The sequence below is a fragment of the Salinicola sp. DM10 genome, from assembly GCF_017306975.2.
GTDB lineage: Bacteria > Pseudomonadota > Gammaproteobacteria > Pseudomonadales > Halomonadaceae > Salinicola.
Map to the genome: position 1 here is coordinate 75441 of NZ_JAFLEN020000003.1, position 26885 is coordinate 102325.

Sequence of the window (26885 nt, forward strand, 5' to 3'; positions counted from 1 at the left end):
GGTAGCGGCCGCGCTCGCCCCCGTCCCACGCGGCCGCGACTCTGGTACACTCCAGACAGCGTTTCGCCGGCCCGCGCGCGCCATGCGCGACCCGCGATCACACCCGGCCACCCGGCACCCACACCCGGTCAACCTAGGCAGAGTTCGTATTCGATGACGCAGGCAACCAACCAATCCTGGGGCGGACGTTTCAGCGAGCCCACCGACGCATTCGTCGCCGCCTTCACCGCTTCGATCTCCTTCGACAAGCGGCTCTATCATCACGACATCCGCGGCTCCGTGGCCCACGCCACCATGCTGGCCCGGGTCGGCGTGCTGACCGAGGCGGAGCGTGATCGCATCATTCAGGGCCTGGGCGAGATCGAAGCCGAGATCGAACGCGGCGAGATCGAATGGTCGGTCGACCTGGAAGACATCCACATGAACGTGGAAGCGCGGCTCACCGACAAGATCGGCATCACCGGCAAGAAGCTCCACACCGGGCGCTCGCGCAACGACCAGATCGCCACCGACATCCGCCTCTACCTGCGCGACGAGATCGACGCCGTGGCGGCGGAGCTGGCGCGCCTGCGCCGCGGCCTGATCGAGCTCGCCGAAGCCGAGGCCGATACCATCATGCCCGGCTTCACCCACCTGCAGACCGCGCAGCCGGTGACCTTCGGCCACCATCTGCTGGCGTGGCAGGAGATGCTGGCACGCGATCACGAGCGCCTCTTCGACTGCCGCAAGCGGGTCAACGTGCTGCCGCTGGGCGCCGCCGCCCTGGCCGGCACCACCTACCCGATCGACCGCCACGTCACCGCCGAGCTGCTGGGCTTCGAGCGCCCGGCGGAGAACTCGCTGGACGCGGTCAGCGATCGCGACTTCGCGATCGAGTTCACCGCCTTCGCCAGCATCCTGTTGATGCATCTGTCGCGCATGAGCGAAGAGATGGTGCTGTGGGCCAGCGCCCAGTTCGACTTCGTCGACCTGCCCGACCGCTTCTGCACCGGCTCTTCGATCATGCCGCAGAAGAAGAACCCCGACGTACCCGAGCTGGTGCGCGGCAAGACCGGTCGCGTCTACGGCCACCTGATGAGCCTGCTGACGCTGATGAAGTCGCAGCCGCTGGCCTACAACAAGGACAACCAGGAGGACAAGGAGCCGCTGTTCGACACCCTCGACACGGTCAAGGGCTGCCTGCGCGCCTTCGCCGACATGGCGCCGGCGCTGCGCGCCAAGCGCGCCAACATGCTCGAGGCGGCGCGCCGCGGCTTCTCCACCGCCACCGATCTGGCCGACTATCTGGTGCGCGCCGGCGTGGCCTTCCGCGATGCCCACGAGATCGTCGGCAAGGCGGTGGCCTACGGCATCGAGTCGGGCAAGGATCTCTCCGAAATGTCCCTCGACGAGCTTCAGCGCTTCTCCGACACCATCGGCGCGGACGTCTTCGAGGTGCTGACCCTGGAGGGCTCGGTGGCGGCGCGCAACCATATCGGCGGCACCGCTCCGGACCAGGTGCGCGCCGCGGCCAGCCGCGCCCGCGCGGCCCTCGACGCGCTTCAGGAGGCCCCGCATGTCGCGTAATCTGCTTCTCGTTGCCCTGCTCGCCCTGACCGGGCTGGCGGTGGCCGGCTGCGGCCAGAAAGGCCCGCTCTATCTGCCCGATAACGATCAGGCAGCCAAGACCTACGACCCCCAGGGCGCCCACGCCGAGGCACAGCCGGGTGATGCCGCAGCGCGCAGCGACGGCGCCAATGCCCAGCCGCAGCCTCAGCCCGAGACTCGGTCCCAGGAACCCCAGGCGGAGACAATGCCTTGACGTTCGAAGCTTTTCCCCGGCATGACGGCGAACTGTACGCCGAAGCGGTCCCGCTGGCGCAGATCGCCGCCGACTACGGCACGCCCTGCTACGTCTACTCGCGCGCCGCGTTGACCCAACAGTTCCGCGCCTACAGCGACGCCCTGGGCGATATGCCACATCTGGTCTGCTATGCGTTGAAGACCAACTCCAACCTGGCGGTGATCGACCTGCTGGCGCGCCTCGGCGCCGGCTTCGACATCGTCTCCCAGGGCGAGCTGGAGCGCGTCCTGGCCGCTGGCGGCGATCCGGCCAAGGTGGTCTTCTCCGGCGTCGCCAAGCAGGCCGACGAGATGGCGCGGGCGCTGGAGGTCGGCATCAAGTGCTTCAACGTCGAATCGCGCCCGGAGCTCGAGCGCCTCGAGCGTGTCGCCGCCGAGCGCGGCCAGGTGGCCAACGTCTCGATCCGGGTCAACCCGGACGTCGACGCCGGCACCCACCCCTACATCTCCACCGGGCTCAAGGACAACAAGTTCGGCGTCGCCGCCGACGAGGTGCTCGATCTCTACACCTGGGCGGCCGAGCGCGAGCATCTCAAGGTCGTGGGGGTGGACTGCCACATCGGCTCCCAGCTCACCGAGCTCTCGCCCTTCCTGGATGCCCTCGACCGCCTGCTGGCACTGGTCGACCGCCTCGCCGAGCGCGGTATCGTGCTCGAACATCTCGATCTGGGCGGCGGCCTCGGCGTGGTCTACCAGGACGAAGTGCCGCCGCCGGCCGAGGCGCTGGTGGCCGCGGTGCGCGAGCGCCTGGCCGGGCGCGAGCTGACCCTGATCTTCGAACCGGGCCGCTCGATCGCCGCCAATGCCGGCGTGCTGCTGACCCGGATCGAGTATCTCAAGCCGGGCGAGAGCAAGAACTTCGCCATCGTCGACGCCGGCATGAACGACATGATTCGCCCCTCGCTCTATCAGGCGTGGCAGCGCATCGAGGCGGTCGACACCCGTACGCCGCGCCCCAGCGCCTGCTACGACGTGGTCGGCCCGGTGTGCGAAAGCGGCGACTTCCTGGGCAAGTCGCGCGAGCTGGCGGTGGCCGAGGGCGACCTGCTGGTGGTGCACGCCGCCGGCGCCTACGGTTTCGTCATGGCCTCGAACTACAACAGCCGCGGCCGCCCGCCGGAGGTGCTGGTGGATGGCGAGATTTGCCACCTGGTGCGCCAGCGCGAGTCGCTGGCGTCACTCTGGGCGCTGGAGTCGCGGCTGCCGGAGACGTCGTGATGCTGTTGAATTTCACCAAGATGCACGGTCTCGGCAACGACTTCATGGTGGTCGACCTGATCAGCCAGCGCGCCTACCTGCGCGACGAGCAGATCCGCCGTCTCGCCGACCGCCACTTCGGGATCGGCTTCGACCAGCTGCTGCTGGTGGAGCCGCCGCGCCAGCCCGACATGGATTTCCGCTACCGTATCTTCAATGCCGACGGCGGTGAGGTGGAGAACTGCGGCAACGGCGCGCGCTGTTTCGCCCGCTTCGTGATCGACCAGCGCCTGACCCACAAGCGCGAGCTGCGCGTCGAGACCCTGGGCGGTCCGCTGACGCTCAAGGTCGATCCCGACGGCCGGGTGCGGGTGGACATGGGCGCGCCGCGCTTCACCCCGGCCGCCGTGCCGTTCAGCGCCGAGCACGACGCCCCGCTGCATGAGCTTCAGGTCGAGGACCAGACGCTGGCGCTGAGCGTCGCCTCGATGGGCAACCCGCACGCGGTGATCGAGGTCGAGGACGTCGACAGCGCCCCGGTGGAGACGCTCGGCCCGACTCTTCAGCGCCACCCGAGCTTTCCGCGTCAGGTCAATGTCGGCTTCATGCAGATCGAGTCGCCCCACGCCATCCGCCTGCGCGTCTTCGAGCGCGGCGCCGGCGAGACCCTGGCCTGCGGTACCGGCGCCTGCGCGGCGGTGGCCTGCGGCATCCGCCGTGGCGTGCTCGCGAGCCCGGTCGAGGTGACCCTGCGCGGCGGAAACCTGACCCTGGAGTGGGCCGGGGGCGACGCGCCGATGATCATGACCGGCCCGGCCGAGCGGGTCTTCGAAGGGCGCGTGCCGCTGAGCTGAGCGCGCCCGCGGCGTCGCCACCAGCGTGACGCCGACACCATAACAACGATGGGACAACCACCGGTGGGCGCGGGTGCCGCCACGACGGCGCCCCGCCCCGCGCCCACCCGGGACGACAGGAGAACAGCCGCATGTCACGTGTCCAGGTCCCCGAGCCGCGCCAGACGCTCGACCCCGACCGGGTCGCCGAGTGGCTGGCCCAGCACACCGACTTCTTCGTCGGGCGCGAGGGGCTGCTGCAGCAACTCAAGGTGCCGCATCCGCATATCCCCGGCGCCGTCTCGCTGCTCGAACGCCTGGTGGCCGACCTGCGCCAGCGCGCCGAGAGCGCCGAGTGGCGGCTGGAGAACCTGCTCGAGTCGGCGCGCTACAACGAGGCGCAGTACCGGCGTACCCGCGAGCTGGTGCTGGGACTGATCGAGGCCGAGGATGCCGACGCCCTGGCCGAAGCGCTGTCGACCCAGCTCGCCGAGCGCTTCCGCACCCAGGCCATCGGGCTGTGGCTGGAGGCCGCGCCGGACTGCCATGCCACGCCCCGCGATGCGCGCCAGTGGCAACCGCCGCGCTTTCGCCTCGACGCCGAGGCGCGCCGGCGTCTGGAACTGCTGCTCAACGAGCAGAGCAGCCGCTGCACCACGCTCTCCCGCGCCGACTGGGCGCACCTGCTGCCCCACTGCCAGGCCCCGGAGAGCGCCGGCTCCTGCGCCATCACCCGGCTCACCCAGGGCGAGACGCTGGGCTTTCTGATCCTGGCCAGCCACGACAGCGAGCATTTCCGGGCCACTCTCGACACCCTTTTCACCGAGTATCTCGGCGAGGTGGTCAGCCGTCTGCTCAAACGCGCCGAGCGCCCCCATGCAGGCGACGCTTGACGCCTTTCTGGCGCGCCTGGCCCGGCGCGCCAGAAAGGCCACGCTCGACGCCTACCGGCGCGACGTGACCCAGCTCGCAACCTGGCTCGAGACCCAGGGCATCGCTACCTGGCAGGCGCTCGATGTCGCTCTGGTGCGCCGCTACCTGGCCCACGAGCGCACCCGCGGGCTGGCGCCGCGCACCCTGGCTCGGCGCCGCGCGGCGCTATCGCGCTTCGCCGACTTCCTGGTCAGCCAGGGCGAGCTCGACCACAACCCGGTCAAGCTGACCCAGGCGCCGCGCCAGCCGCGCCATCTGCCCAGCCCGGTCGATGTCGACCTGCTCGGTCGCTTTCTCGATACGCCCCACGACGGCGATCCGCTGGCCATCCGCGATCAGGCCATGCTCGAACTCTTCTACGCCTGCGGGCTGCGTCTGGCGGAGCTGGCGGGGCTCGATCTGGACGCCCTCGACGCACGCCATGTGCGCGTACTGGGCAAGGGCGGCAAGCCGCGTCAGGTGCCGGTCGGGCGCCGCGCGGCAGCGGCCATCCACGACTGGCTGGGGATACGCAGCACGCTCGCCGGCGACGGCGAACGCGCGCTGTTCGTGGCCCAGCACGGCGGCCGGCTCGGCCACCGTGCGATCCAGAGCCGGCTGGCCGAGTGCGCCAAGCGCCGCGGCCTGCCCGAGCATCTGCACCCGCACCGCCTGCGCCACTCGTTCGCCAGCCATCTGCTCGAATCGAGCCAGGACCTGCGCGCGGTGCAGGAGCTGCTGGGACACGCCAATCTCTCGACCACCCAGATCTACACCCGGCTCGACTGGCAGCAGCTCGCCGAGGTCTACGATCAAGCCCACCCGCGTGCCCGGCGCAAGCCGGGTGCCCCCCACGACGAAACCTGATCGCCATGCCGCTCGACGCCATCACCTTCGATCTCGACGACACTCTGTGGCACAACGGGCCGGTCATGGCCCATGCCGAACCCACCCACTACGCCTGGCTGCTGGAGCAGATCGACGCTCGCCCGCAGGCCGACGGCCGGCGCCTGGCGGAGACCTTTCCGCTGGAGGCCTACCAGCAGGTGCGTCAGCGCTTGATGCAGCGCTTTCCGCTCAGCCGCGGCGACCACAGCTGGATCCGCGAGCGCGCCATGCTCGAGCTTTTGCGCGAGCACGGCCTGCCCGAGGCGGAGGCAGAGCGCTGGGCCGCCGCCGGCTTCGAGCGCTTCATGCAGCTGCGCCATGCGGTGGAGCCATTCCCGGAAGTGGTGCCGATGTTCGAGGCTTGGGCGCGGCGCTACCGCCTGGGAGTGATCACCAACGGCAACGTCGACGTGCGCCGCCTGGCGCTGGGCGACTATTTCGACGTGATCATCCTGGCCGGCGAGATGCACGCCCCCAAGCCCGACACCCGCCCGTTTCTCACCGCCATGGCGCGTCTCGGCACCCAGCCGCACCGGGCACTGCACGTGGGCGACCATTGGCAGGAAGACGTGCTCGCGGCGCAGCGCCTGGGCATGCATGCGGTATGGATCGATGCCAAGCAGGAGGGAGAGCGCGAATTACCCCCGCGGGTGACGCGGATCACCCACGTCAGGGAGCTACCGGCAGTGGTCGAACGGATCGATCGAGAAGCATAGGGTACCGGGGCGATAACTAGCGGGCCGCGGGCAGAGCCGCGCGTCGCCGGCGCCCCGGGCTCAGCGGGCGGCCAGCCAGCGATCCATCACCGCGTAGGTCTGGTCGAGGCCCTGGCGCTTGAGCGCTGAGAACAGCTGTACGCTGACCAGATCCTCCCACTCGGCGAGCTGACGCTTGACCTGATGCAGCGACGCCTTCGCCGGCCCCTGCTTCAGCTTGTCGGCCTTGGTCAGCAGGATATGTACCGGCAGTTCACGGGCATCGGCCAGCTCCAGCAACTGGATGTCGAAGTCGCTCAGCGGGTGGCGCACGTCCATCAGCAGAATCAGCCCGGCGAGGCCGCTGCGCCTTTGCAGATAGTCGGCAAGATGCGACTGCCACTCTTTCTTCATCGCCTCGGGCACCTTGGCGTAGCCGTAGCCGGGCAGGTCCACCAGGCGCAGAGTGTCACCGTTCTCCAGACCGAAGAAGTTGATCAGCTGGGTCCGACCCGGGGTCTTGGAGGTCCGCGCCAGCGCATTCTGCTGGGTGAGCGCGTTGATCGCGCTCGACTTGCCGGCGTTGGAGCGCCCGGCAAAGGCGATCTCGACGCCATCGTCCGGCGGGCACAGCGCCAGCTTGGGGGCGCTGATCAGAAAGCGGGCCGTCTGGTAGTTGCGGCGCGGGGGCGTCGAGGTCATGGCAAGGGCTCTGCGGGCGGGCGTGATCGGTCGCGCGCAGTGTATCACGCCTGTGCCACCGGCGAATGCGGCACCAATATGTGGCGCGCCGAGCCTCTCCCCGGCTGTGCCGCTCTACTTTTCCCTGTCATTCTGGCAGGCTACCCTCAGTGACATGAGGAGACGTCGGCCGCGATGGGCAGGGAACCTCCTTCCCCCCGGGCGCTCAAACCCGAGTAGCTCGTCGCCGCAACGACCCCGCGTCGAGACGTCCGTTTTCGATCCATCAGGAGCAGTACACGCATGATCAAGTCGCTTGTGGCGCTAATGGCAGGTCTCACCTTCTCCGGCGCCGTGATGGCCGCCGGCATCGTCGAAGGCAAGGATTATCAGGTCATCGATCAGCCGATGAAGTCCGAAGCCCCGGCGGACAAGATCGAAGTCACCGAGGTGTTCTGGTACGGCTGCCCGCACTGCTACGCGCTGGAGAAGCCGCTCAACGAGTGGGTCGCCACGCTCCCCGACGACGTCGAGTTCGACCGCATGGCGGCGCCGCTGGGCAAGGTGTGGGAGCAGCATGCCAAGGCCTTCTACGCCGCCAAGTCGCTGGGCATCGAGCACGAGATGCGCCAGGACTTCATGGATGCGATCCACAAGCAGGGCAAGCGCCTGACCGACGAGGATGACATCGCCGAGTTCTTCACCCACTACGGGGTGACCAAGGAGCAGGCGCTCAAGGCGCTCGACTCCTTCGGCGTCAAGAGCCAGATCCAGCAGGCGGTGGCCAAGATGCGCTCGTATCAGCTGATGGGCGTGCCCGACCTGATCGTCGATAACCACTATGTGGTGACCCCGGACTCCGCCGGCTCGCTCGAGAACATGCCGAAAATCGCCAGCGCGCTGATCGAGAAGGTGCGCGAGGAGCGCCAGGAGGCCAAGTGACACCATGTCCGTAGCCGCCTCGACACCCGCCAGCGAGATCGCGCCGACACTGAAGCTGCTGACCTGCAATCTGCAGGTCGGCATTCACACCTCGGCCTACCACCACTATGTGACCCGCAGCTGGCAGCACCTGCTGCCGCACCCCAAGCGCAGTTCGCGCCTGGACCGGGTCGCCGGCGCGCTGGCCGGTTTCGATATCGTCGGCCTGCAGGAGGTCGATGGCGGCAGCTTCCGCTCCAACCATGTCAATCAGGTCGAGTACCTGGCCCGGCGCTCGGCCTTCGAGTACCACTTCCAGCAGCTCAACCGCAACCTGGGGCGAGTGGCCCAGCACAGCAACGGCCTGCTCTCGCGCCTTTCGCCCACGCATATCGACGAACACCGCCTGCCCGGGATGCGCGGCCGCGGCGCCATCCACGCCCGCTACGGCAGCGGTCCCGACGCGCTGCACGTGTTCGTTGCCCATCTCGCCCTGAGCCAGCGTGGGCGTGCGCGCCAGCTCGACTATCTCGGCGAGATCATCCGCCCGCTGCGCCACGTGGTGGTGATGGGCGATCTCAACTGCACGCCCGAGCAGCTGCAGAGCCATGCCCGTTTCTGCCACGCCCTCGAGCTCGAACCGCTCAAGCCGCTGCCGAGCTATCCCGCCTGGCAGCCGCGACGCGCGCTCGACCATATCCTGCTGTCGGCCTCGCTCAAGCCGGAAGGCTCGCGGGTGCTCGACGCCATGTTCTCGGATCACCTGCCGGTCGCCGTCGACGTCCATCTACCCGCCGCCTGCCGCGTCAGTATCGGCCTGTCACGTCACGAACGGCGCCACGACGACCCCGCCTGAACGCGCCTCAGAACCCCCTCGTCATTCGTCTGATCCGCTGAACGCCCAAGAAAAAGCGCCTCCGAAGAGGCGCTTTTGCGTGGGTGCGAGAACAGCGCGGCGGCGTCAGTAGGCGCTGTTGCCGGCGACCCAGTGGACCCAGTCGATCATCGGCGTGGGGTAGAGCCCCAGCAGGATCACCAGCGTGGCCACCCCGAGTACCACCATGCCCCCGGCGCGTTCGGCCCAGTCGTGGGTGGCGTCGCGGCTCTGCATGCCCGGCTCGTGCAGGAACAGCGTCACCATCACCCGCAGGTAGTAGTAGAGGCCGATGGCACTGCCCAGCACCACGGCACCGACCAGCCACCAGCGATGCGCCTCCACCCCCACCGCAATGATGTAGAACTTGCCGATAAAGCCGGCGGTGAAGGGAATCCCCGCCAGCGACAGCATCGACACGGTCATCACCGCGGTCAGGTAGGGGCGGCGCCAGAACAGGCCACGGTAGTGGTGCAGCGGGCTGGCATCGGCGCTACCCCCAGTGGGCGTGTAGGGGCTGGAGACCAGCGTGACCACACCGAAGGCGCCCAGAGTGGTGATCACGTAGGTCACCAGATAGACCCCCACCGTCTCCACCGCCAGACCGTCGTTGACCACCAGCGCCACCAGCAGATAGCCGAAATGGGCGATCGAGGAGTAGCCGAGCAGCCGCTTGAGGTCGTTCTGGGTCAGCGCCAGCAGGTTGCCCACCAGCATGGTCACCACGGCGATGAACCCGAGCAGGTCGTGCCACCAGTTCTCGTGCAGCGCCAGCGCCGACTGGAACAGCCGCAGCAGGACCAGGAATACCGCCACCTTGCTCGCGGTGGCGAGGAAGGTGGTCGCCGGCCCCGGCCCGCCCTGATAGACGTCCGGCGTCCACAGGTGGAACGGCACGATCGACAGCTTGAACGCCAGCCCCACCAGCAGCAGCCCGGCACCGGCCAGCAGCCAGGGGTCACTGCCCTGGGTCGCCAGCGCCTGGCCCAGGGCGTCGAAATCGAGGGTGCCGGTCATGGCATAGAGCAGCGCCATGCCGAAGAGCAGAAAGGCGGTGGCCGCCGCCGACAGCACCATGTACTTGATGCCACTCTCCAGCGCACCGCGATCGCGCAGGGTATAGGCGAGCATCCCGAACAGCGGCATCGACAACAGCTCGATACCGAAGAACAGCGTCGCCATGTGACGCGCCGAGACCAGTACCAGGCCACCGGCCGCAGCGCTCGTCAGCAGCAGGTAGAACTCGTCTCGTGGCCCCTCGTAGCCCTCCAGATAGTGGTGCGCCAGGGTCACGCAGGCGAGCGTCGACATCAGCACCAGCACACCACCGAACCGCGCCAGGTCGTCGACCACCATCAGATCGGTGACCGCCACCGTGTCCTGTGACCAGCCGAACAGCAGCGCCAGCAGCGCCGCGTTGAGGCCGACCGCAGTGAGAATCGCGCTCAGTGCATGGTGCCGTCGCCAGGCGATCGAGAGCATCACCACGATCACGGTGAGACAGACCAGAATCAGCGGAGAGATCGCCATCAGCGCCGCCATCATTGTGCACCTCCCATCATCGCACCGGCCTGCTGAAAGCTCTGCTGCACCACCTGCATCGCCCCGGCCGAGGTCTCCAGCATGGGCTGCGGATAGACCCCGAAGAAGATCACCAGCGCCACGATCCCGAACAGCAGCGCCAGCTCACGTCGATCCAGCCCGCCCAGCGAGCTCTCCTCCTTGGGTGGCCCGTAGTAGACCCGCTGCATGATGAACAGCGAGTAGATCGCGGCCAGGATCAGCCCGACGCTGGCGATCGCCACGGTCCAGGGGGCGACACCGAAGCTGCCGAACATGACCATGAACTCACCGACGAAGTTGGCGGTACCCGGCAGCCCCAGCGAAGCGGCGACGAATACCAGGGCGAAGCCCGGCAATCCACGGATGCGCCCCCAGAGCCCTCCCATCTGGCGCATGTCGCGGGTATGCAGGCGCTCGTAGAGCTGACCGGAGAGAATGAACAGGCCGGCGGCGGAGAAGGCGTGGGCCACCATCAACGCGACCACGCCCTGCAGCGCCAGCTCGGTACCGGCATAGATACCGATCAGCACGAAACCCATGTGGGAGATACTGGTGTAGGCGATCAGGCGCTTCAGGTCCTGCTGGCCACAGGCCAGGATGGCGCCGTAGAAGATGCCGATCAGCCCCAGCGTCATCGCCACCGGCGCGAACGCCTGCGACGCTTCGGGGAATAGCGGCAGCGCGAAGCGCAGCATGCCGTAGGCCGCCGTCTTGAGCAGAATACCGGCGAGGTCGACGCTACCCGCGGTGGGGGCCTGGGCGTGGGCATCGGGCAGCCAGCCGTGCAGCGGCACCACCGGCAGCTTGACCGCGAAGGCGACGAAGAAGCCGAGCATCAGCCACCACGCCACCTGCGGGTCCATCGGCGTATCCAGCAGGTCACCGTAGGCGAAGGTGTAGACCCCGGTGGCCGCGTGGTGGACGAACACCAGCCCGAGGATCGCGATCAGCATCATCAGGCCGCTGGCCTGGGTGTAGATGAAGAACTTGGTCGCCGCCCCGATGCGCGAACTCCCCTTGGAGCCGCTGTGGCCCCACAGCGCAATCAGGAAGTACATCGGCACCAGCATCATTTCCCAGAACAGGAAGAACAGGAACAGGTCGATGGAGAGGAACACCCCGACCACCCCGCCCAGGATCCACAACAGGTTGAGGTGGAAGAAGCCAACCCGACGCACGATCTCGTTCCACGAACAGACCACCGCCATCGCCCCGAGCAGCCCGGTCAGCGCGATCATCAGCAGCGACAGCCCGTCCAGCGCCAGATGCAGCTTGATCCCGAAGCGCGGGATCCAGTTAGCCTGCCACTCCAGCACCCAGGCGTGGGTGGCGCCCTGGGCGGGCAGCGGGAAGTCACTCCCGGCCCAGATCCCGAGCACCATCACCAGCTCCAGGAGCATGGTAGCCAGCGCGATCCAGCGCGGTGCCCGGTCGCCGAAGCGTTCGGCCTGCCAGCACAGCAGCCCGCCGATGAAAGGGATCAGAATCAGCCAGACCAGAATCATGAATCAGCCACCCGCGATGATGTGAAAAGCGTCGTTCGAGCGTTCACCGCCAAACGTCCCGTCTCTCTTGCTTGCTGCGCGTGCATCGCCTCACCCCACCAGCAGATAGACGAGCAGCAGCGTGGCGCCGAGCACCATCGACACCGCATAGTGGCGCAGTCGCCCGGTCTGGGTCAGACGCAGCCCGTCATGCGAGAGCCGCGCCAGCCACGGCAGCAGATTGCACAGCGAGTTGATCCAGTCGCCGCGGTTGAGCCGCACCAGGCCGCGATAGGGGCGTACGAACAGCCAGTCGTAGAGCGCATCGAAACCCCAGGCGTTGTGCCAGAAGTGCCACAGCCAGGCGCCGCGGGGGTCGGCCACGCCACGCCGGACCAGATCGCGCCGGCGCCGGAACAGCCACAGCGCCAGCAGTACACCGCCCACCGACACCGCCATGGCCACCAGTTCGAGCACGTGTTCGCCGCCACCTTCGGTATTCGGACCGGCCGGCAATACGTTGCTCAGCGGCGGGGTCAACTGGGCGCCGATCGCGGTCGACATCACGATCAGCACCACCAGTGGAATGCCATGGACCAGCCCCCTGTCGGCACGCGCCTCGCGGGCGTGATCGCTCTTGGGCTGACCGTGGAAGGTACCCAGGATCAGACGCACGGTGTAGATCGAGGTGAGCAGCGCGCCGAACACCCCCGCCAGCATCAGCACCCAGTGTCCGGCGCCCAGCGCCGAGACCAGGATCGCGTCCTTGCTGTAGAAGCCGGCGGTCACCAGCGGCAGCGCCGCCAGCGCCGCCCCGCCGACCACGAAGCCGGCGTAGGTGAGCGGCAGCTTGCGCCACAGCCCGCCGAGCCGGCGCATGTCCTGCTCGTGATGGGTGCAGATGATCACCGAACCGGCGGAGAGGAACAGCAGCGCCTTGAAGAAGGCGTGGATCATCAGGTGGAAGATCGCCGCGCTGTAGGCGCCCACGCCCAGCGCCAGGAACATGTAACCGATCTGGCTCATGGTCGAGTAGGCCAGCACACGCTTGATGTCGGTCTGTGCCAGCGCCGCGAAGCCGGCGAGCGTCAGCGTCAGCGCGCCGACCACCCCGACCAGCAGCAGCACGTCCGGGGCCAGCTCGAACAGCCCGTGGGTACGCGCGATCAGATAGACCCCGGCGGTGACCATGGTCGCCGCGTGGATCAGCGCCGACACCGGGGTGGGGCCAGCCATGGCGTCGGCGAGCCAGGTCTGCAGCGGCAGCTGAGCCGACTTGCCCACCGCACCGCCGAGCAGCATCAGCGCCGTCAACTGAGCCATCGGGTCGCCCTGAACCCACAGCTCCGGCGCCCGCGCCAGCAGCGTCTGCAGATTGAGCGAGCCGAGCTGGACGAACAGCAGGAACATGCCGATGGCGAGGAAGACATCGCCGGTACGGGTGATCACGAACGCCTTGAACGCCGCCCAGCCGTTGGCCGGCGTGCGGTAGTAGTAGCCGATCAGCAGGTAGCTGCACAGCCCCACGCCCTCCCAGCCGAAGTAGAGCAGCAGCAGGTTGTCGCCCAGCACCAGCAGGATCATGCTGAACACGAACAGGTTCATGTGGCAGAAGAAGCTCGTCACACCATCCTCGCCGCGCATGTACCAGGCGGCGAAGAGGTGGATGAAGAAGCCGACCCCGGTGATCACCCCGAGCAGGGTCAGCGACAGGCCGTCGAGCATCAGCCCTACGGTGGGCTGGAAGTTGCCCACCGAAATCCAGTGCCACAGGGTCAGCGTGTGCGCCGCCTGGCCGTGGTCGTAGAAGTCGAGGCCCACCCCCAGGGTGCAGAGCGCGGCCAGCCCGATCGAGACCACCCCGACCGTGGCGCTGGCACGCTCGCTCAGGCGCCCGAAGGAGAGCGCCAGAATCACCCCGCCCAGCAGCGGGAAGAAAAAGGTGCCCGTCAGCAATATGTCTGTGAAGTGGTTCATCCGCGCAACCTGCTCGCCGCATCGATATCGAGAGTCTTGAAGCGCCGGTAGAGCTGCATCAGCAGCGCCAGCCCCACGCTCGCTTCCGCCGCCGCCAGGGTGATCACCATCAAAAACATCACCTGGCCGTCGGCCTGGTGCCAGTGGGTGCCACCGACGATGAACGCCAGCCCCGCGGCGTTCATCATGATCTCCAGGCTCATCAGCACGAACAGCATGTTGCGCCGCGTCATCAGTCCGGCCAGCCCCAGCACGAACAGAATCGCCGCCAGTAGCAGGCCATGCTCCATGGGTATGCCGCTCATGCCCCTCTCCCCTGTCGATCCGCCGTCTCGTCGCCGGCCGCCGCGCCGGGCCGTGCGCCAGCCGCTGCGCTGCGGGGCGCGCTGTTGGCCGCGGCCATCTTGTCGGCCCGCTCGCGCTGACGTTCGCGCGCCAGGTCCGCTTCATCGTGGGCCTCGCTGCGCCCCAGGTGCGAGGCGGCCACCAGCGCTGCCAGCAGCAGCATCGCTGCCAGCTCGACCACCACCATATAGGGGCCGAACAGCGTGATGCCGACCATCTTGGCGGTCAGCGTCTCGCCGCTGATGATGCCGTCATAGCCGCCACGAACCAGGGTCACCACCATCACCACCAGCAGCACCGCCGCGAGCACCGCCGGCCCCATCCACAGCCGGGGGGCGAGCCAGGCGCGCTCCTGCTCCACCGCAGACTCGCCCAGATTGAGCATCATCACTACGAACACGAACAGCACCATGATCGCGCCGGCATAGACGATGATCTCGAGCGCCCCGGCGAAGGGCGCGCCCAGGGCGAAGAACACCATCGCCACGCTGATCAGCGACACGATCAGATAGAGCAGCGCGTGGACCGGATGGATCCCGGTGACCACGCGCAAGGTCGCGAGTATCGCGACCAGACCGCTCAAGTAAAACGCGAGTTGCATGACTCTCTCCCGGCAAACTGGCTACCCGACAAACTGGCTACCCGACTCTCGCCTGCCCCGCAGCGTCGCACTCAGCGGCGCTGGCGCGACTCGCCACGCCCACCACCGGCCGACGCACGGCAGCGCGTGGATAACGCCTCACGGCAGCAGCGACTTGACATCGATCGGCTCGGCCTCGTTCTGCGCCTGCCCCTTGTCCTTGCCCGCGATGGACAGTCCGGCGACACGGTAGAAGTTGGTGTTGTGATCCTTGCCCGGCCCGTCGATCAGCAGATCCTGCTTCTCGTAGACCAGCTCCTGACGTCTGAACTCGCTCATCTCGAAGTCCGGCGTCAGCTGGATCGCCGAGGTCGGACACGCCTCCTCGCACATGCCGCAGAAGATGCAGCGCGAGAAGTTGATGCGGAAGAACTCCGGGTACCAGCGGCCATCGTCACGCTCGCCCTTCTGCAGCGAGATACACGCCACCGGACAGGCCACCGCACACAGGTTGCAGGCGACACAGCGCTCCTCGCCATCGGGGTCGCGGGTGAGCACGATGCGCCCGCGGTAGCGCGGCGGCAGATAGACCTGCTCCTCGGGGTACGACAGCGTCTCGCGCTTGCGCCAGGCGTGGCTGAACACCATCCACAGGGTGCGCAGCTGCGTGCCGGTACCGGTGACGATCTTCTTGATCTGACTCAGCATGAGCTCCCTCCCTTATGCGCTCGGGTCGATGAGCAGAATCATCGCCCCGGTAACCAGCAGATTGATCAGCGTCAGCGGCAGGCAGACCTTCCAGCCGAAGCTCATCACCTTGTCGTAGCGCGGCCGCGGCAGCGCCGCGCGCAGCAGCACGAACAGTACGACGAAGAACACCGTCTTGAGCAGGAACCAGACGATCGGCGGCAGCAGCGGGCCATGCCAGCCGCCGAAGAACAGCGTCACCAGCAGCGCCGAGATCAGCACGATACCGATGTACTCGCCGACGAAGAACATGCCCCACTTCATCCCCGAATACTCGATGTGGTAGCCGTCGGCCAGCTCCTGCTCCGCCTCCGGCTGATCGAACGGATGGCGGTGGGTGACCGCGATACCGGCGATGACGAAGGTACAGAAGCCGAAGAACTGCGGCACGATGAACCACAGGTTCTCCTGGGCGTTGACGATGTCGCGCATATTGAACGACCCGGTCATGGCGACGATGCCCATCAGCGCCAGGCCCATGAAGACCTCGTAGGAGAGCGTCTGCGCCGAGGCGCGCAGCGCTCCCAGCAGGGCGTACTTGTTGCCGCTCGACCAGCCGGCGAAGAGCACCGCATAGACGTTGATGCCAGCCATGGCGAAGAAGAACAGGATGCCGATGTTGAGATCCGCCACGCCCCAGCTCGGGGTGATCGGGATCACCATGAACGACAGCAGCAGCGAGGCCATGGCGATCGCCGGCGCCAGCACGAAGAAGGTGCGATCGGCGAACGGCGGGATCCAATCCTCCTTGAAGAAGATCTTGAGCATGTCGGCGGCGATCTGCAGAAGCCCGAACGGACCGACCCGGTTGGGGCCGTAGCGGTCCTGCCACAGCGCCAGCAGACGCCGCTCGATCATGCTCAGCAGTGCTCCGGAGATCACCACCACTAGCAGGATCACCACCGCCTGGATCATCGCGATCAGGCTCGCCTCTACCTGAGGTGTCCACCAGCTCATGCCTGTGCCTCCCCATCAGCGGCCGCGGTGTCGAGGGCGACACGCCCCCAGCCGAGTGTGGCCGGCAGCGCCCCCACCAGCGGCGCCAGCGTGCCCTGGGGCAGCGCCACCAGGCCCCGCGGCAGGTCACGCCCGAGGCGCGCCGGCAGCGTGATGCGGGTGTCGCCGAAGCTCACCGCTACCGGGTCGTCGGCGGCAATACCCAGCGCCTCGGCGTCGGCGTCGTTGAGCGTCACCGCCGGCGGCGCCATGCGCGACTGGATCGGCTCGGCGCGGCGCGAGGTCTCGTCGCCGCCGAACAGCTGCGGCAGCGCGATCATCTGCCACTCGCCGTCGCGCGCGGCAAAGGCCGCGGGGATCGCATCACAGTAGCTCGCCTCGCCGGCGCCGGCGTCCCGGAACAGGCGGATGCCCGGGTCGCCGGCACGCAGATGGCCGCCGACCTCGTCCTGGAACTTGTTCCACGCCTGCGGCGAGTTCCAGCCCGGCGCCCAGGCGAACGGCACCTCGCGGCGGGGCTCGCGGTAGCCGGCGTAGCCCTCCATCGAGAACGCGAAGGGTGTATCCAGATCCACCGGCGCCCGCGGCTCGTTGACATCGAGGTTGGCACGCATGGCGGTGCGCCCGCTGTAACGGTGCGGCTCGCGCGCCAGCTTGAGACCGTGGATGCGGAACTGGGCCTCGGGCATGGCGTGGTGCAGCGGGGCGAAGGCCGCCGCCGCGCCGGCCACCGCCTCGGTGAGGTCGTCGAACAGTACCGTGGTCATCGGCTGACGCTCGAGGGTCGCCTGCAGCGCGTGCAGCCAGCGCCAGCTCTCGCGGATGCGCGTGTCGGGGCGCAGGTAGCTGGGATCGAAGACCTGATAGAAGCGCTGGGCGCGGCCTTCCAGACTGACCAATGTGCCATCGCTCTCGGCGAAGGTGCCCGCCGGCAGGCCGATGTCGGCCTGCTCCCAGGTCGCGGTGCGCTGGTGGTCGATCACCACCAGTGCGCTGGCCCGGGCCAGGGCGGCATCGATCCGCGCCGCCGGCAGGCGTGCATAGAGATCGTTCTCCAGGATCACCACGCCGTCGGCCTCGCCCTGCTCGAGCTGGGCCAGGGCCCAGTCGAGGGACTCGCCGCCGAGCAGGCCGAGGCCGACGCTGTTGGCCTCACGGCGCACCAGGGTGAGCCCGGCGCCGGCCTTCTGCCGCCGCGCCAGCGCCCGGGCCACGTTGCCAGCGGCCTCGATCACCGCCAGCGAGGCGAGCGCCTCGCCGGCGATCACCAGCGGCCGCTCGGCGGCCAGCAGCGCATCGGCGATCTCACCGACCAGCGCCCGGGTCTCGTCATCGAGCCCTTCGACCGCCGGTGCGGTGGGGTCGAGGGCGTGGGCCACGGCGAAACCCAGCCGCGCGATATCGTCGGGTGCCGCACGCCGGGTACGGGTGGCGATGGCGTCGAGCTTGGTCGCTTCCGGCGTGGCCAGGAACAGCGGATGCGCCGCGTCCTGGGCGATGGTCTTGACCGCTTCGGCGTTCCACTCGGGGATACCGCGCTCGGCCCCCAGCTCGACGCCCTTGCCGCGCACCGCCTGGCGCACCGACAGCGCCAGCCGCGCGGCGCTCTGGAGCAGATCCTCGCCGAGCACCAGCACCGCATCGCACGCCTCGATCTCGCGCAGGCTCGGGGTAGCCACACCGCTGTCCCGATTGAGTGCCTGCATGCGCTGCAGGCGCTCGAGCTCGCCGGCCTCGATGCCGGTGGAGAAGCGCTCCGCACCGACCAGCTCGCGCAGGCGGTGGTTGCTCTCGAGGCTGGCCCGCGGCGAGCCGATGCCGATCAGCCGCTTGGCACCGCGCAGGGCGTCGGCGGCGCGGTCGAGCGCTTCGTCGATCTCCATCAGGGTCACGCCCTGGGCGGCAACGCCGCGCTGGCTGCGCTGGAACAGTTCGGGCCGGGTCGGACGATCCTTGCGGTTGACGTAGCCGTAGCCGAAGCGCCCGCGGTCGCACAGGAAGTAGCGATTGACGTCGCCGTTGTAGCGATTCTCGATGCGCCGAATATCGCCGTAGCGCTCACCGGGGCTGATGTTGCAGCCGCTGGCGCACTGGTGGCAGATGCTGGGGGCGAACTGCAGATCCCACTTGCGGGTGTAGTGATCGGAGTGGGTCTGGTCGGTGAACACCCCGGTCGGGCACACCTCGGTGAGGTTGCCGGAGAACTCGCTCTCCAGCGTGCCCTCTTCATAGCGCCCGAAATAGACGTTGTCATGGGCCCCGAAGGCGCCGAGATCCTCGCCGCCGGCATAGTCCTGGTAGAAACGCACGCAGCGGTAGCAGGTGATGCAGCGGTTCATCTCGTGGGCGACGAAGGGCCCCAGGTACTGATTGCGGTGGGTGCGCTTCTTGAAGCTGTAGCGGCGCCGGTCGTGGCCGGTCATCACCGTCATGTCCTGCAGGTGGCAGTGGCCGCCCTCCTCGCACACCGGGCAGTCGTGCGGGTGGTTGACCATCAGCCACTCGATCACCGTCTCGCGGAAGGCCTTGGCCTCCTCGTCGTCGATCGAGATGTAGGCGTCGTCCTTCACCGGCGCCATGCACGACATCACCAGCATGCCGCGGGTGTCGTCGGCATCCTTGTACTGTTTCACCGCACACTGGCGGCAGGCCCCCACGCTGCCCATCGCCGGATGCCAGCAGAAATAGGGGATGTCCAGGCCCAGCGAGAGGCAGGCGTGGAGCAGGTTGTCGCTGTCTTCGACCTCGTAGTCGTTGCCGTCGACATGAATGGTGGCCATAGCGTCACGCGCCTCCTAGATGCTGCCGACCGGAATCGGGTCCGCGTGCGCTTCGCCCCGGGGCCGGGTGATGCCACGCTCGAACTCGTCACGGAAATAGTGGATCGCCGAGGCCAGCGGCATCGCCGCGCCTGGCGCATGAGCGCAGAAGGTCTTGCCGGGGCCCAGGTCCCGCGCCATCTGCTCGAGCAGCTCGATATCGCCGGGCTCGCCCGTGCCCGCCTCCAGCGAGCGCAGCAGCTTGACGCTCCAGGGCAGGCCATCGCGGCACGGGGTGCACCAGCCGCAGGACTCGCGGGCGAAGAACTCCTCCAGATTGCGCGTCAGCGAGACCATGCTCTGGTCGTCGGCGACCACGGTGATCAAGCCGGTGCCGAGGCGGCTGCCGGTCTTGCCGATGGTGTCGAAATCGAGCGCCAGGTCGAGGTGCTCCGGCAGCAGGAAGCCGGTACTGCCACCGCCGGGGAGCCAGCTCTTGAGCGTGAGCCCATCGCGCATGCCCCCGGCGAGTTCGAACAGCTCACGTCCGGTGATGCCCATCGGCAGCTCCCACAGCCCCGGGCGCTGGACCTTGCCCGAGGCGCCGTAGAGCTTGGTGCCGCCGTCGCTGCTGCGCTCGCCGGAGAGCGCCTGGAACCAGTCGGCGCCGTGATTGACGATGCCCGGCACGTTGCACAGGGTCTCGACGTTGTTGACCACGGTGGGCAGCCCCCAGGCGCCGGACTGCCCCGGGAAGGGCGGTTTGGCCCGCGGGTTGGCGCGTTTGCCCTCCAGCGAGTTGATCAGCGCGGTCTCTTCGCCGCAGATGTAGCGCCCGGCGCCGGTGTGCAGGGCGATATCGAAGTCCCAGCCGCTGCCGCGCACATCGCTGCCCAGCCAGCCATCGGCGCGGGCGTCGTCGAGCGCGCGCAGGATCGAGGCGGCGGCGCGGTGGTACTCGCCGCGCAGGAAGATATAGCCCTGCTTCGAGCGGTTGGCGTAGCCGGCCAGGATCATGCCTTCGATCAGCAGGTGCGGCTGCTGCTCCATCAGCAGGCGATCCTTGAACGTCCCCGGCTCCATCTCGTCGGCGTTGCAGACGATATAGCCGCGCGGCACGTCATCACCCTTGGCGGTCAGGCTCCACTTCATGCCGGCGGAGAAGCCGGCGCCACCGCGTCCGCGCAGGTTGGCGCCCTTCACCTCGGTGGTCAGGCTCTCGTAGGTGTGCTGCTCCAGCGCCTTGGTCACCGCGGCGTAGCCGCCGGTGTCGCGATACTCGGCGAACAGCACCGGGCTGGCGTCGTCGTGCAGGCGCCAGGTCAGCGGATGGGTCTCGGCACGGCGTTCGCTGGCCGGCTGCAGAATGCGGCTCATCTCGGATTCTCCCGCGTCTTGGGCATCGGGCTCATGCGTAGGCCTCCAGCAGCGCCGGCAGCGCCTCGGGGGTGACCGGGCCGTGCAGGTCCTCGCCGATCAGCAGCGTCGGCCCGCGGTCGCAGGCCCCCAGGCAGCACACCGGCAGCAGGGTGAAGCGCCCGTCCGCCGTGGTCTGACCCATCTGGATGCCGAGGTGATCGATCAGCGCGTCGCGCAGCTGCTCGTAGTCGGTGAGAAAGCACGAGCTGCTGTCGCAGATCAGGATCACGTGGCGCCCCACCGGCTGCCGGAAGATCAGGCTGTAGAAGGTGGCCACGCCTTCGACGTCGGCGACCTTGATGCCCAGGGTCGAAGCGATCGCCGGGATGGCGCCGTCGGGCACGTAGCCGTGGCGCTTCTGCACGATCTTGAGCGCCTCGATGCTGGCCGCCTGCGGATAGGGGTAGTGCGCACGCTCCTCGAGGATCGCCACACGGTCGGCGGGGTCGAGAACGAAGGCGTCGCTGGCGATGGTGGCTGTGTTTTGCGTCATAACGGTCTCTCCAGCGGCCTCACCGATCCACGTCGGCCATGACGAAGTCGATACTGCCCAGGTGCGCGATCAGATCCGGCACGAAACCGCCGCGCATCACCGCCGGGATCTGCTGCAGATGGGGGAAGCTCGGCGTGCGGATCCGCGTGCGGTAGCTCATGGTGCTGCCGTCGCTGGTCAGGTAGTAGCTGTTGATGCCCTTGGTCGCCTCGATCATCTGCATCGACTCGTTGGCCGGCAGCACCGGGCCCCACGAGACCTGCAGGAAGTGGGTGATCAGGGTCTCGATGTGCTGCAGCATCTTCTCCCGCGGCGGCGGCGTGGTCAGCGGATGGTCCGCCTTGTAGTCGCCGGCGGGCATGTGATCGATGCACTGCTGCAGGATGCGCACGCTCTGGCGCATCTCCTCGATACGCATCATGCCGCGGTCGAAGGCGTCGCCGTTGGCCGCCGTGGGCACTTCGAAGTCGAAGTTCTCGTAGCCGGAGTAGGGGCGCTTCTTGCGCAGGTCGAAGTCGAGCCCGGTGGCGCGCAGGTTGGGACCGGTGACGCCCCAGTCGAGCGCTTCACGGGTATTGAAGGCGGCGACGAAGCGGGTACGGTCGCGCACGATGGCGTTCTCCATCATCGCCTTCTCGTACTCGGCCAGGCGCTTGGGCATCCAGTCGACGAAGCCCTGTACCAGCTTGTCCCAACCCTTCGGCAGGTCGTGGGCGGTGCCGCCGATGCGGTACCACGCCGGGTGCATGCGGAAACCGGTGATCGCCTCGATCACCTCGTAGGCCTTCTGGCGGTCGGTGAAGGTGAAGAACACCGGGGTCATCGCCCCCAGATCCTGCAGATAGGTGCCCAGGAACAGCAGGTGGCTGTTGATGCGGAACATCTCCGCCATCATCACGCGAATGGTCTTGGCGCGATCGGTGACGGTGATGCCGGCCAGCTTCTCCACCGCCAGCACGTAGGGCAGGTTGTTCATCACCCCGCCGGTGTAGTCGATGCGGTCGGTATAGGGGATGAAGCTGTGCCACGACTGGCGCTCGGCCATCTTCTCGGCACCGCGGTGGTGATAGCCGATGTCCGGCACACAGTCGACCACCTCTTCGCCATCGAGCTGCAGCACGATGCGGAAGGCGCCGTGGGCCGAGGGGTGGTTGGGGCCGAGGTTCAGGAACATGAACTCGGTCTCTTCGCCCTGGCGCTTCATGCCCCACGCCTCGGGGTCGAAGCGCAGCGCCTCCTGCTCCACCTCCTGGCCCTTGACGGTCAGGGTGTAGGGGTCGAACTCGGTGGCACGGGCGGAGTAGTCCTTGCGCAGCGGATGTCCGCTCCAGGTCGGCGGCATCATGATCCGGGTCAGATGCGGGTGGCCGCTGAAGTGGATGCCGAAGAGATCGAAGACCTCACGCTCGTACCAGTTGGCGTTGAGGAAGATATCGCTGATCGAAGGCAGCGTCAGGTCGCGCTCGGCGAGCGCCACCTTGAGCATGATGTCGGCGTTACGCTCCACCGAGAGCAGCTGGTAGAAGACGGTGAAGTCCGCCGGCGGCAGGCCGCGGCGGTGGGTGCGCAGGCGCTCGTCGACCGCGCTCAGATCGAAGAGCATCGAGAACGGCCCGTCGAGCCGGCGCAGGCGGTCGAGCACTTCGCGCAGACGCTCGCGGGCGACCCATACCACCGGCATGCCGGTGAGCGTCTCCTGCGGTGTGAACACGGCATCGCCGAAGTGCCGGCAAAGCTCCGCCACTACGTCGGCGGCGGGCGCGGCGGCACGGGAATTCATGGTGTCATCGGCTGCGGTCATGGCAGGCGGTCCCGGTCAATAAATCAACCAACGGTCATCTCGGAAGGTGTCTATCAGCTGCCTGCGCTCGACAGCCTGATACCTCCGGCAATGGCCACGAAAAACAGCGTCAGTGCTGCACGCCAGGCGTTGCCTAGATGCCGTCCGGGGTCCGCAGCTCCTTGACCGCAATCCGCCGGTCGCGATGCTTCTCGCGCTGGGAGGGCATCTCCGCGCGGTAGACGCCCTGGTCGCCGACCACCCAGGAGAGCGGCCGCCGCTCCTCCTGGATCGAGTCCTGGAGCAGCTGCAGCCCCTGCAGGAAGGCCTCCGGACGCGGCGGGCAGCCGGGCACGTAGACGTCGATGGGCAGGAACTTGTCGACGCCCTGAACCACCGAATAGATGTCGTACATACCGCCGGAATTGGCGCAGGAGCCCATCGAGATGACCCACTTGGGTTCGAGCATCTGGTCGTAGAGCTGCTGGATGACGGGGGCCATCTTGATGAAGCAGGTGCCGGCGATGACCATGAAGTCGGCCTGACGCGGGGAGGCACGAATGACCTCGGCGCCGAAGCGGGCGACGTCGTGGGGCGCGGTGAACGCCGTGGTCATCTCCACGTAGCAGCAGGAGAGACCGAAGTTGTAGGGCCACAGCGAGTTCTTGCGGCCCCAGTTCACCGCCGAGTTGAGCACGTCTTCGAGCTTGCCCATGAACACGTTGCGATGAACCTGTTCGCGCATGGGGTCGTCGACGCGTTGGCGTTGATCGAGGGGATAGCGATCAGACGCGTTGTCGCCTCCCTCCGCTCGGGTCAGGGTGTATTGCATGGTCAGCCTCGACAAGCCGGATAAAGTAGCGGTCATGGGCATGTCGGCCGGTCAGGACGCCGGCATGCCGAATAATCGTTGATCGACGACCGTTCATGCGGTCGTTCTCGCCCGGGTCAGCGCGCATGGCGCTCGGCACCGGGAACGGCAGCCAGTTCACGCGCACGCGGCGCGTCTTCGCGCCCGCGCTTGCGCGGCGCCCAGTCGAGTGCGCCGACGCGGGCGTCATAGACCAGGCCTGCCAGTAGAATGAGGATGAATACCGCCGCCCCGGCGAATCCCGTCCAGCCCACCTCACGCACGGAGACGGCCCAGCCGAACAGGTAGACGGCCTCGATATCGAAGATCACGAAGAGCATGGCGACGAGGTAGAACTTGACCGAGAAGCGCTGGCGCGCGCTGCCGGCACCGACGATGCCGGACTCGAACGGGAGGGACTTGCTGCGTCCGTGACTCTTGCCACCGAGCAGGCTGGCGGCGCCGATCATGAAGCCACACAGTGCGATGACCGCGACCACGAACAACCCCGTGGCCCAATATTCAGCGATCCAGGCGGTGACTTGGTCGGACATGTGCTCCCTCACACGGTGATCCCGCGGCGCCTGCGGGCGCTGACGAGACAAGACGGCTGACCGAACGGCGCTTCGACGCGCGGTTGGGTATTCGTAATTTTACTACTTTACGCCTATTCCCATGCGCCGTCAGCTTGCTAATTCGTCCAATTGCAAAACTTTCAAAAGGCCGCGCAAACGACCCGGCAATCGCTCTAAAACAAGCGCCATGTCCACGATAGGCATCATGATGAAGCCCATGGCAGCGACGACGCCCTGTCGCGGCAGCGGACCGTGCGGCGAACGATCTAGCAGCGAACTCTCTATCGGCCGTGCGGCGCTTTGCTTTACCTTAGGCTAGTCCTTTTAGCCACTGTTGCAACGACCCGACATGCTTTTTTCCCGCCCGCCCAACGTCCTCACCATCGCCGGTTCCGACCCCTCCGGCGGCGCTGGCCTGCAGGCCGACATCAAGACCTTTTCCGCCCTCGGCGTCTATGCCACCAGCGTGATCACCGCAGTCATCGCCCAGAATACCTGTGGCGTCGCGCGGGTCGAGCCGATCTCTGCGACGATGATCCGCACCCAGCTCGACAACCTGCTCGACGACGTCGTCATCGACGCGGTCAAGATCGGCATGGTCGCCAGCCGCGAAGTGGCCGAAACCCTGGCCGCCGGGCTTGCCGCGCGGCGCCCGCGCTGGATCGTGCTCGACCCGGTGATGGTGGCCAAGAGCGGCGACCGCCTGGTCGACGACGCCGGGCTGGCGGCGGTGCGCGATATCCTGGTGCCGCTGGCCGACGTGATCACCCCCAACCTGCCGGAGGCCGCCGCCCTGCTCGGGCGCGATACGCCGCGCTCGGCGGCGGACATGGAGGCGCTGCTCGGCGAGCTGGCCGCACTCGGCGCCCCCTATGGCCTGCTCAAGGGCGGCCATCTGTCGCAGGCGCGCTGCCCCGACCTGTTGTGGACGCCCCACGGCAGCCGCTGGCTCGACGCGCCGCGGCTGGAGACGCGCCACCTGCACGGCGCGGGCTGCGCGCTCTCCTCGGCGATCGCCGCCGAGCTGACACGGGTAAGCGTGGCGGCCGAGGGCGCGGAGGCGCCGACGCAGCCCCAGGTCGAGCGCGCCATCGAGGCCGCCAAGCAGTGGCTGCACGCGGCGCTGGCAGCCGGCGAGCGTCTCGAGGTGGGTCAGGGCAAGGGGCCGCCGCATCATTTCCACGCCTGGTGGTGATACCGGGTTCGGGTCACCTGGCGACCCGGTGGCCGTCGCCGGGCACGACCGGCAGATAGCGGCTAACGTGATACAGTGAAACAGCGCGATCACGGGAAGCCATCATCGCGTCACGCGATTTGACACTCCGGGCTTCCTGTTATCTTCTGAAATGGGATTGAAAGAACGATTAAATACAACGACCTACTAGAGGTATCCGTATGCAGACGCGACATATCGCCACCGGCATTCTGGCCCTGAGCATGATGGGCAGCGCTTCGGTCGCCCTCGCCGACACCTGGCGATTCGGCCTCGAAGAGACGGAAGGCAGCGTGCAGTACGAATACGCACAGGCTTTCAAACAGCTCATCGAAAAGAAGAGCGACGGTGACATTACCGTACAGATCCTGCCCTACGGCGTCTGGGGCTCGAGCTACTCGACGCTCTACGATGCCATTCAGAACGGCTCCATCCCGCTCTCCTTCGGCTCGGGCTTCCTCGGCGGCACGGTACCCGAGAGCCAGCTGATGAGTCTCAACTACGTCATGCCCAACGACCAGTTGGAGACGGCCGAGATTCTCAACTCCGACGCCTTCATGAAGAGCGACGCCTGGCAGCAGTCGTTCCGCACACGCGACCTGGTGCCGCTGGCGGCACTGCCCGAGGGCTACCAGGTGTGGACCGCCAACAAGGCCATCCATACCCCGGCGGACATGAAGGGGCTACAGATCCGGGTGATGGACAACAGCCTTCTGCGCGCGACCTATCAGGCCTACGGCGCCTCGCCCATCACCATCGCTTACGGCGAGCTCTACAGCGCCCTGCAGCAGGGCCAGGCCGAGGGCAATATCCAGCCGGTCTGGGCCCACGAGAACATGGGCTTCTACGAAGTTCAGGACTACATGATCTTCGCCGAGCAGTCGCAGTTTATCGCCAACCTGATCGCCAACGAAGATTGGTATGACGGTCTCTCCGACGACCAGCGCCAGCTGCTCGACGCCACCATCCACGAGATGGTCAAGAAAGGTGACGAGATCCAGAAGCAGCTCAACCAGGATCGTCTGAAGACCATCGAAGAGAAGAGTGACATCAAGATCATCCGTCTCGATCAGGCGCAGCGCGACGAGTTCCGCAAACTCGCCAAGCCGATCCGCGACGACTTCGTCAATATGGTCGGCGAGCGTGGCGGCAAGGCACTGGACATCCTGCTCGAGCAGGAGAAGGCGCGCGGCGACAAGTCGGGCGACGACAGCCAGAGCAGCTGAACCGCTCGCACCAACTAACCAAAACCTGAAGCGCCCCGCCAGCGTCATGCTGGCGGGGCGCTTTTCTTGCCGTC

The 26885-nt window shown here is 67.4% G+C and carries 24 protein-coding genes and 1 pseudogene; 11 read left to right on the top strand and 14 right to left on the bottom strand.

Going from position 1 to position 26885, the window contains the following annotated elements:
- The first annotated feature begins 153 nt into the window (after positions 1-153).
- From argH to J0A90_RS11960, 7 genes are all read left to right on the top strand, one after another.
- Complete coding sequence (gene argH, locus J0A90_RS11930) at positions 154-1566, top strand: argininosuccinate lyase (RefSeq protein WP_035476140.1); 1413 nt, start codon at positions 154-156, stop codon at positions 1564-1566.
- The gene (locus J0A90_RS11935) at positions 1556-1801 is read left to right on the top strand and encodes a lipoprotein (protein ID WP_207036252.1); all 246 of its coding nucleotides are present in this window, start codon (positions 1556-1558) and stop codon (positions 1799-1801) included. Before argH ends, J0A90_RS11935 begins: the two co-directional genes overlap by 11 nt.
- On the top strand, positions 1798-3060 hold the full coding sequence (gene lysA / locus J0A90_RS11940) for a diaminopimelate decarboxylase (RefSeq protein WP_207036254.1): 1263 nt from the start codon (positions 1798-1800) through the stop codon (positions 3058-3060). The genes J0A90_RS11935 and lysA overlap by 4 nt, the downstream gene beginning before the upstream one ends.
- Complete coding sequence (dapF, locus tag J0A90_RS11945; protein WP_207036255.1) at positions 3060-3893, top strand: diaminopimelate epimerase; 834 nt, start codon at positions 3060-3062, stop codon at positions 3891-3893. Before lysA ends, dapF begins: the two co-directional genes overlap by 1 nt.
- 131 nt (positions 3894-4024) lie before the next feature.
- Positions 4025-4765 carry a DUF484 family protein gene (locus J0A90_RS11950; RefSeq protein ID WP_207036257.1) on the top strand — a complete coding sequence of 247 codons (741 nt, stop codon included), beginning with the start codon at positions 4025-4027 and terminating at the stop codon, positions 4763-4765.
- Entirely contained in the window at positions 4749-5651 is a 903-nt protein-coding gene (locus J0A90_RS11955) for a tyrosine recombinase XerC (protein ID WP_207036259.1), read from the top strand. Before J0A90_RS11950 ends, J0A90_RS11955 begins: the two co-directional genes overlap by 17 nt.
- 5 nt (positions 5652-5656) lie before the next feature.
- The gene (locus J0A90_RS11960; RefSeq protein ID WP_207036261.1) at positions 5657-6388 is read left to right on the top strand and encodes an HAD family hydrolase; all 732 of its coding nucleotides are present in this window, start codon (positions 5657-5659) and stop codon (positions 6386-6388) included.
- 60 nt (positions 6389-6448) lie between these two features.
- Here J0A90_RS11960 and yihA read toward each other — a convergent pair whose 3' ends face one another.
- Entirely contained in the window at positions 6449-7069 is a 621-nt protein-coding gene (yihA, locus tag J0A90_RS11965) for a ribosome biogenesis GTP-binding protein YihA/YsxC (protein ID WP_035476133.1), read from the bottom strand.
- 282 nt (positions 7070-7351) lie between these two features.
- Between yihA and J0A90_RS11970 the strand changes: the two genes are divergently transcribed.
- Entirely contained in the window at positions 7352-7990 is a 639-nt protein-coding gene (locus tag J0A90_RS11970; RefSeq protein WP_035476132.1) for a thiol:disulfide interchange protein DsbA/DsbL, read from the top strand.
- A gap of 4 nt (positions 7991-7994) precedes the next feature.
- On the top strand, positions 7995-8825 hold the full coding sequence (locus J0A90_RS11975; RefSeq protein ID WP_207036263.1) for an endonuclease/exonuclease/phosphatase family protein: 831 nt from the start codon (positions 7995-7997) through the stop codon (positions 8823-8825).
- A gap of 105 nt (positions 8826-8930) precedes the next feature.
- Here the strand turns inward: J0A90_RS11975 and nuoN are convergent, their stop codons facing one another.
- The 13 genes and pseudogenes from nuoN to ndhC all read right to left on the bottom strand — a co-directional run bounded on the left by nuoN (position 8931) and on the right by ndhC (position 24351).
- Positions 8931-10388, bottom strand: coding sequence for an NADH-quinone oxidoreductase subunit NuoN (gene nuoN, locus J0A90_RS11980; RefSeq protein ID WP_233076734.1), 1458 nt, complete (start codon positions 10386-10388; stop codon positions 8931-8933).
- Positions 10385-11911 carry an NADH-quinone oxidoreductase subunit M gene (nuoM, locus tag J0A90_RS11985; protein ID WP_233076735.1) on the bottom strand — a complete coding sequence of 509 codons (1527 nt, stop codon included), beginning with the start codon at positions 11909-11911 and terminating at the stop codon, positions 10385-10387. Before nuoM ends, nuoN begins: the two co-directional genes overlap by 4 nt.
- Positions 11912-12001: 90 nt before the next feature.
- Positions 12002-13867, bottom strand: coding sequence for an NADH-quinone oxidoreductase subunit L (gene nuoL / locus J0A90_RS11990; protein ID WP_233076736.1), 1866 nt, complete (start codon positions 13865-13867; stop codon positions 12002-12004).
- A complete protein-coding gene (gene nuoK, locus J0A90_RS11995) occupies positions 13864-14172 on the bottom strand; it encodes an NADH-quinone oxidoreductase subunit NuoK (protein ID WP_035476129.1) in 309 nt (102 codons plus the stop codon). The genes nuoL and nuoK overlap by 4 nt, the downstream gene beginning before the upstream one ends.
- A 140-nt stretch (positions 14173-14312) precedes the next feature.
- A pseudogene (nuoJ, locus tag J0A90_RS12000) lies at positions 14313-14813 on the bottom strand (NADH-quinone oxidoreductase subunit J); the annotation flags it as partial.
- A gap of 138 nt (positions 14814-14951) precedes the next feature.
- A complete protein-coding gene (nuoI, locus tag J0A90_RS12005; RefSeq protein WP_035476127.1) occupies positions 14952-15500 on the bottom strand; it encodes an NADH-quinone oxidoreductase subunit NuoI in 549 nt (182 codons plus the stop codon).
- A gap of 12 nt (positions 15501-15512) precedes the next feature.
- Positions 15513-16496 (bottom strand): NADH-quinone oxidoreductase subunit NuoH, encoded by a 984-nt coding sequence (nuoH, locus tag J0A90_RS12010; RefSeq protein WP_207036266.1) that lies wholly within the window; start codon positions 16494-16496, stop codon positions 15513-15515.
- Positions 16493-19276 (bottom strand): NADH-quinone oxidoreductase subunit NuoG, encoded by a 2784-nt coding sequence (gene nuoG, locus J0A90_RS12015; RefSeq protein ID WP_207036269.1) that lies wholly within the window; start codon positions 19274-19276, stop codon positions 16493-16495. Before nuoG ends, nuoH begins: the two co-directional genes overlap by 4 nt.
- A gap of 15 nt (positions 19277-19291) precedes the next feature.
- Positions 19292-20632, bottom strand: a complete 1341-nt coding sequence (gene nuoF, locus J0A90_RS12020; RefSeq protein ID WP_207036271.1) for an NADH-quinone oxidoreductase subunit NuoF — start codon at positions 20630-20632, stop codon at positions 19292-19294.
- Positions 20633-20663: 31 nt separating this feature from the next.
- Complete coding sequence (gene nuoE, locus J0A90_RS12025; RefSeq protein ID WP_207036273.1) at positions 20664-21167, bottom strand: NADH-quinone oxidoreductase subunit NuoE; 504 nt, start codon at positions 21165-21167, stop codon at positions 20664-20666.
- A gap of 19 nt (positions 21168-21186) precedes the next feature.
- A complete protein-coding gene (nuoC, locus tag J0A90_RS12030; protein ID WP_207036275.1) occupies positions 21187-22968 on the bottom strand; it encodes an NADH-quinone oxidoreductase subunit C/D in 1782 nt (593 codons plus the stop codon).
- Positions 22969-23101: 133 nt separating this feature from the next.
- On the bottom strand, positions 23102-23779 hold the full coding sequence (locus J0A90_RS12035) for an NADH-quinone oxidoreductase subunit B family protein (RefSeq protein WP_207036277.1): 678 nt from the start codon (positions 23777-23779) through the stop codon (positions 23102-23104).
- Between the two features lie 116 nt (positions 23780-23895).
- On the bottom strand, positions 23896-24351 hold the full coding sequence (ndhC, locus tag J0A90_RS12040; protein ID WP_207036279.1) for an NADH-quinone oxidoreductase subunit A: 456 nt from the start codon (positions 24349-24351) through the stop codon (positions 23896-23898).
- A gap of 370 nt (positions 24352-24721) precedes the next feature.
- Here ndhC and thiD point away from each other — a divergent pair, with 370 nt between their 5' ends.
- Positions 24722-25567, top strand: a complete 846-nt coding sequence (gene thiD, locus J0A90_RS12045; RefSeq protein WP_207036281.1) for a bifunctional hydroxymethylpyrimidine kinase/phosphomethylpyrimidine kinase — start codon at positions 24722-24724, stop codon at positions 25565-25567.
- Positions 25568-25767: 200 nt separating this feature from the next.
- On the top strand, positions 25768-26811 hold the full coding sequence (gene dctP / locus J0A90_RS12050) for a TRAP transporter substrate-binding protein DctP (RefSeq protein ID WP_207036283.1): 1044 nt from the start codon (positions 25768-25770) through the stop codon (positions 26809-26811).
- Positions 26812-26885: the final 74 nt, after the last annotated feature.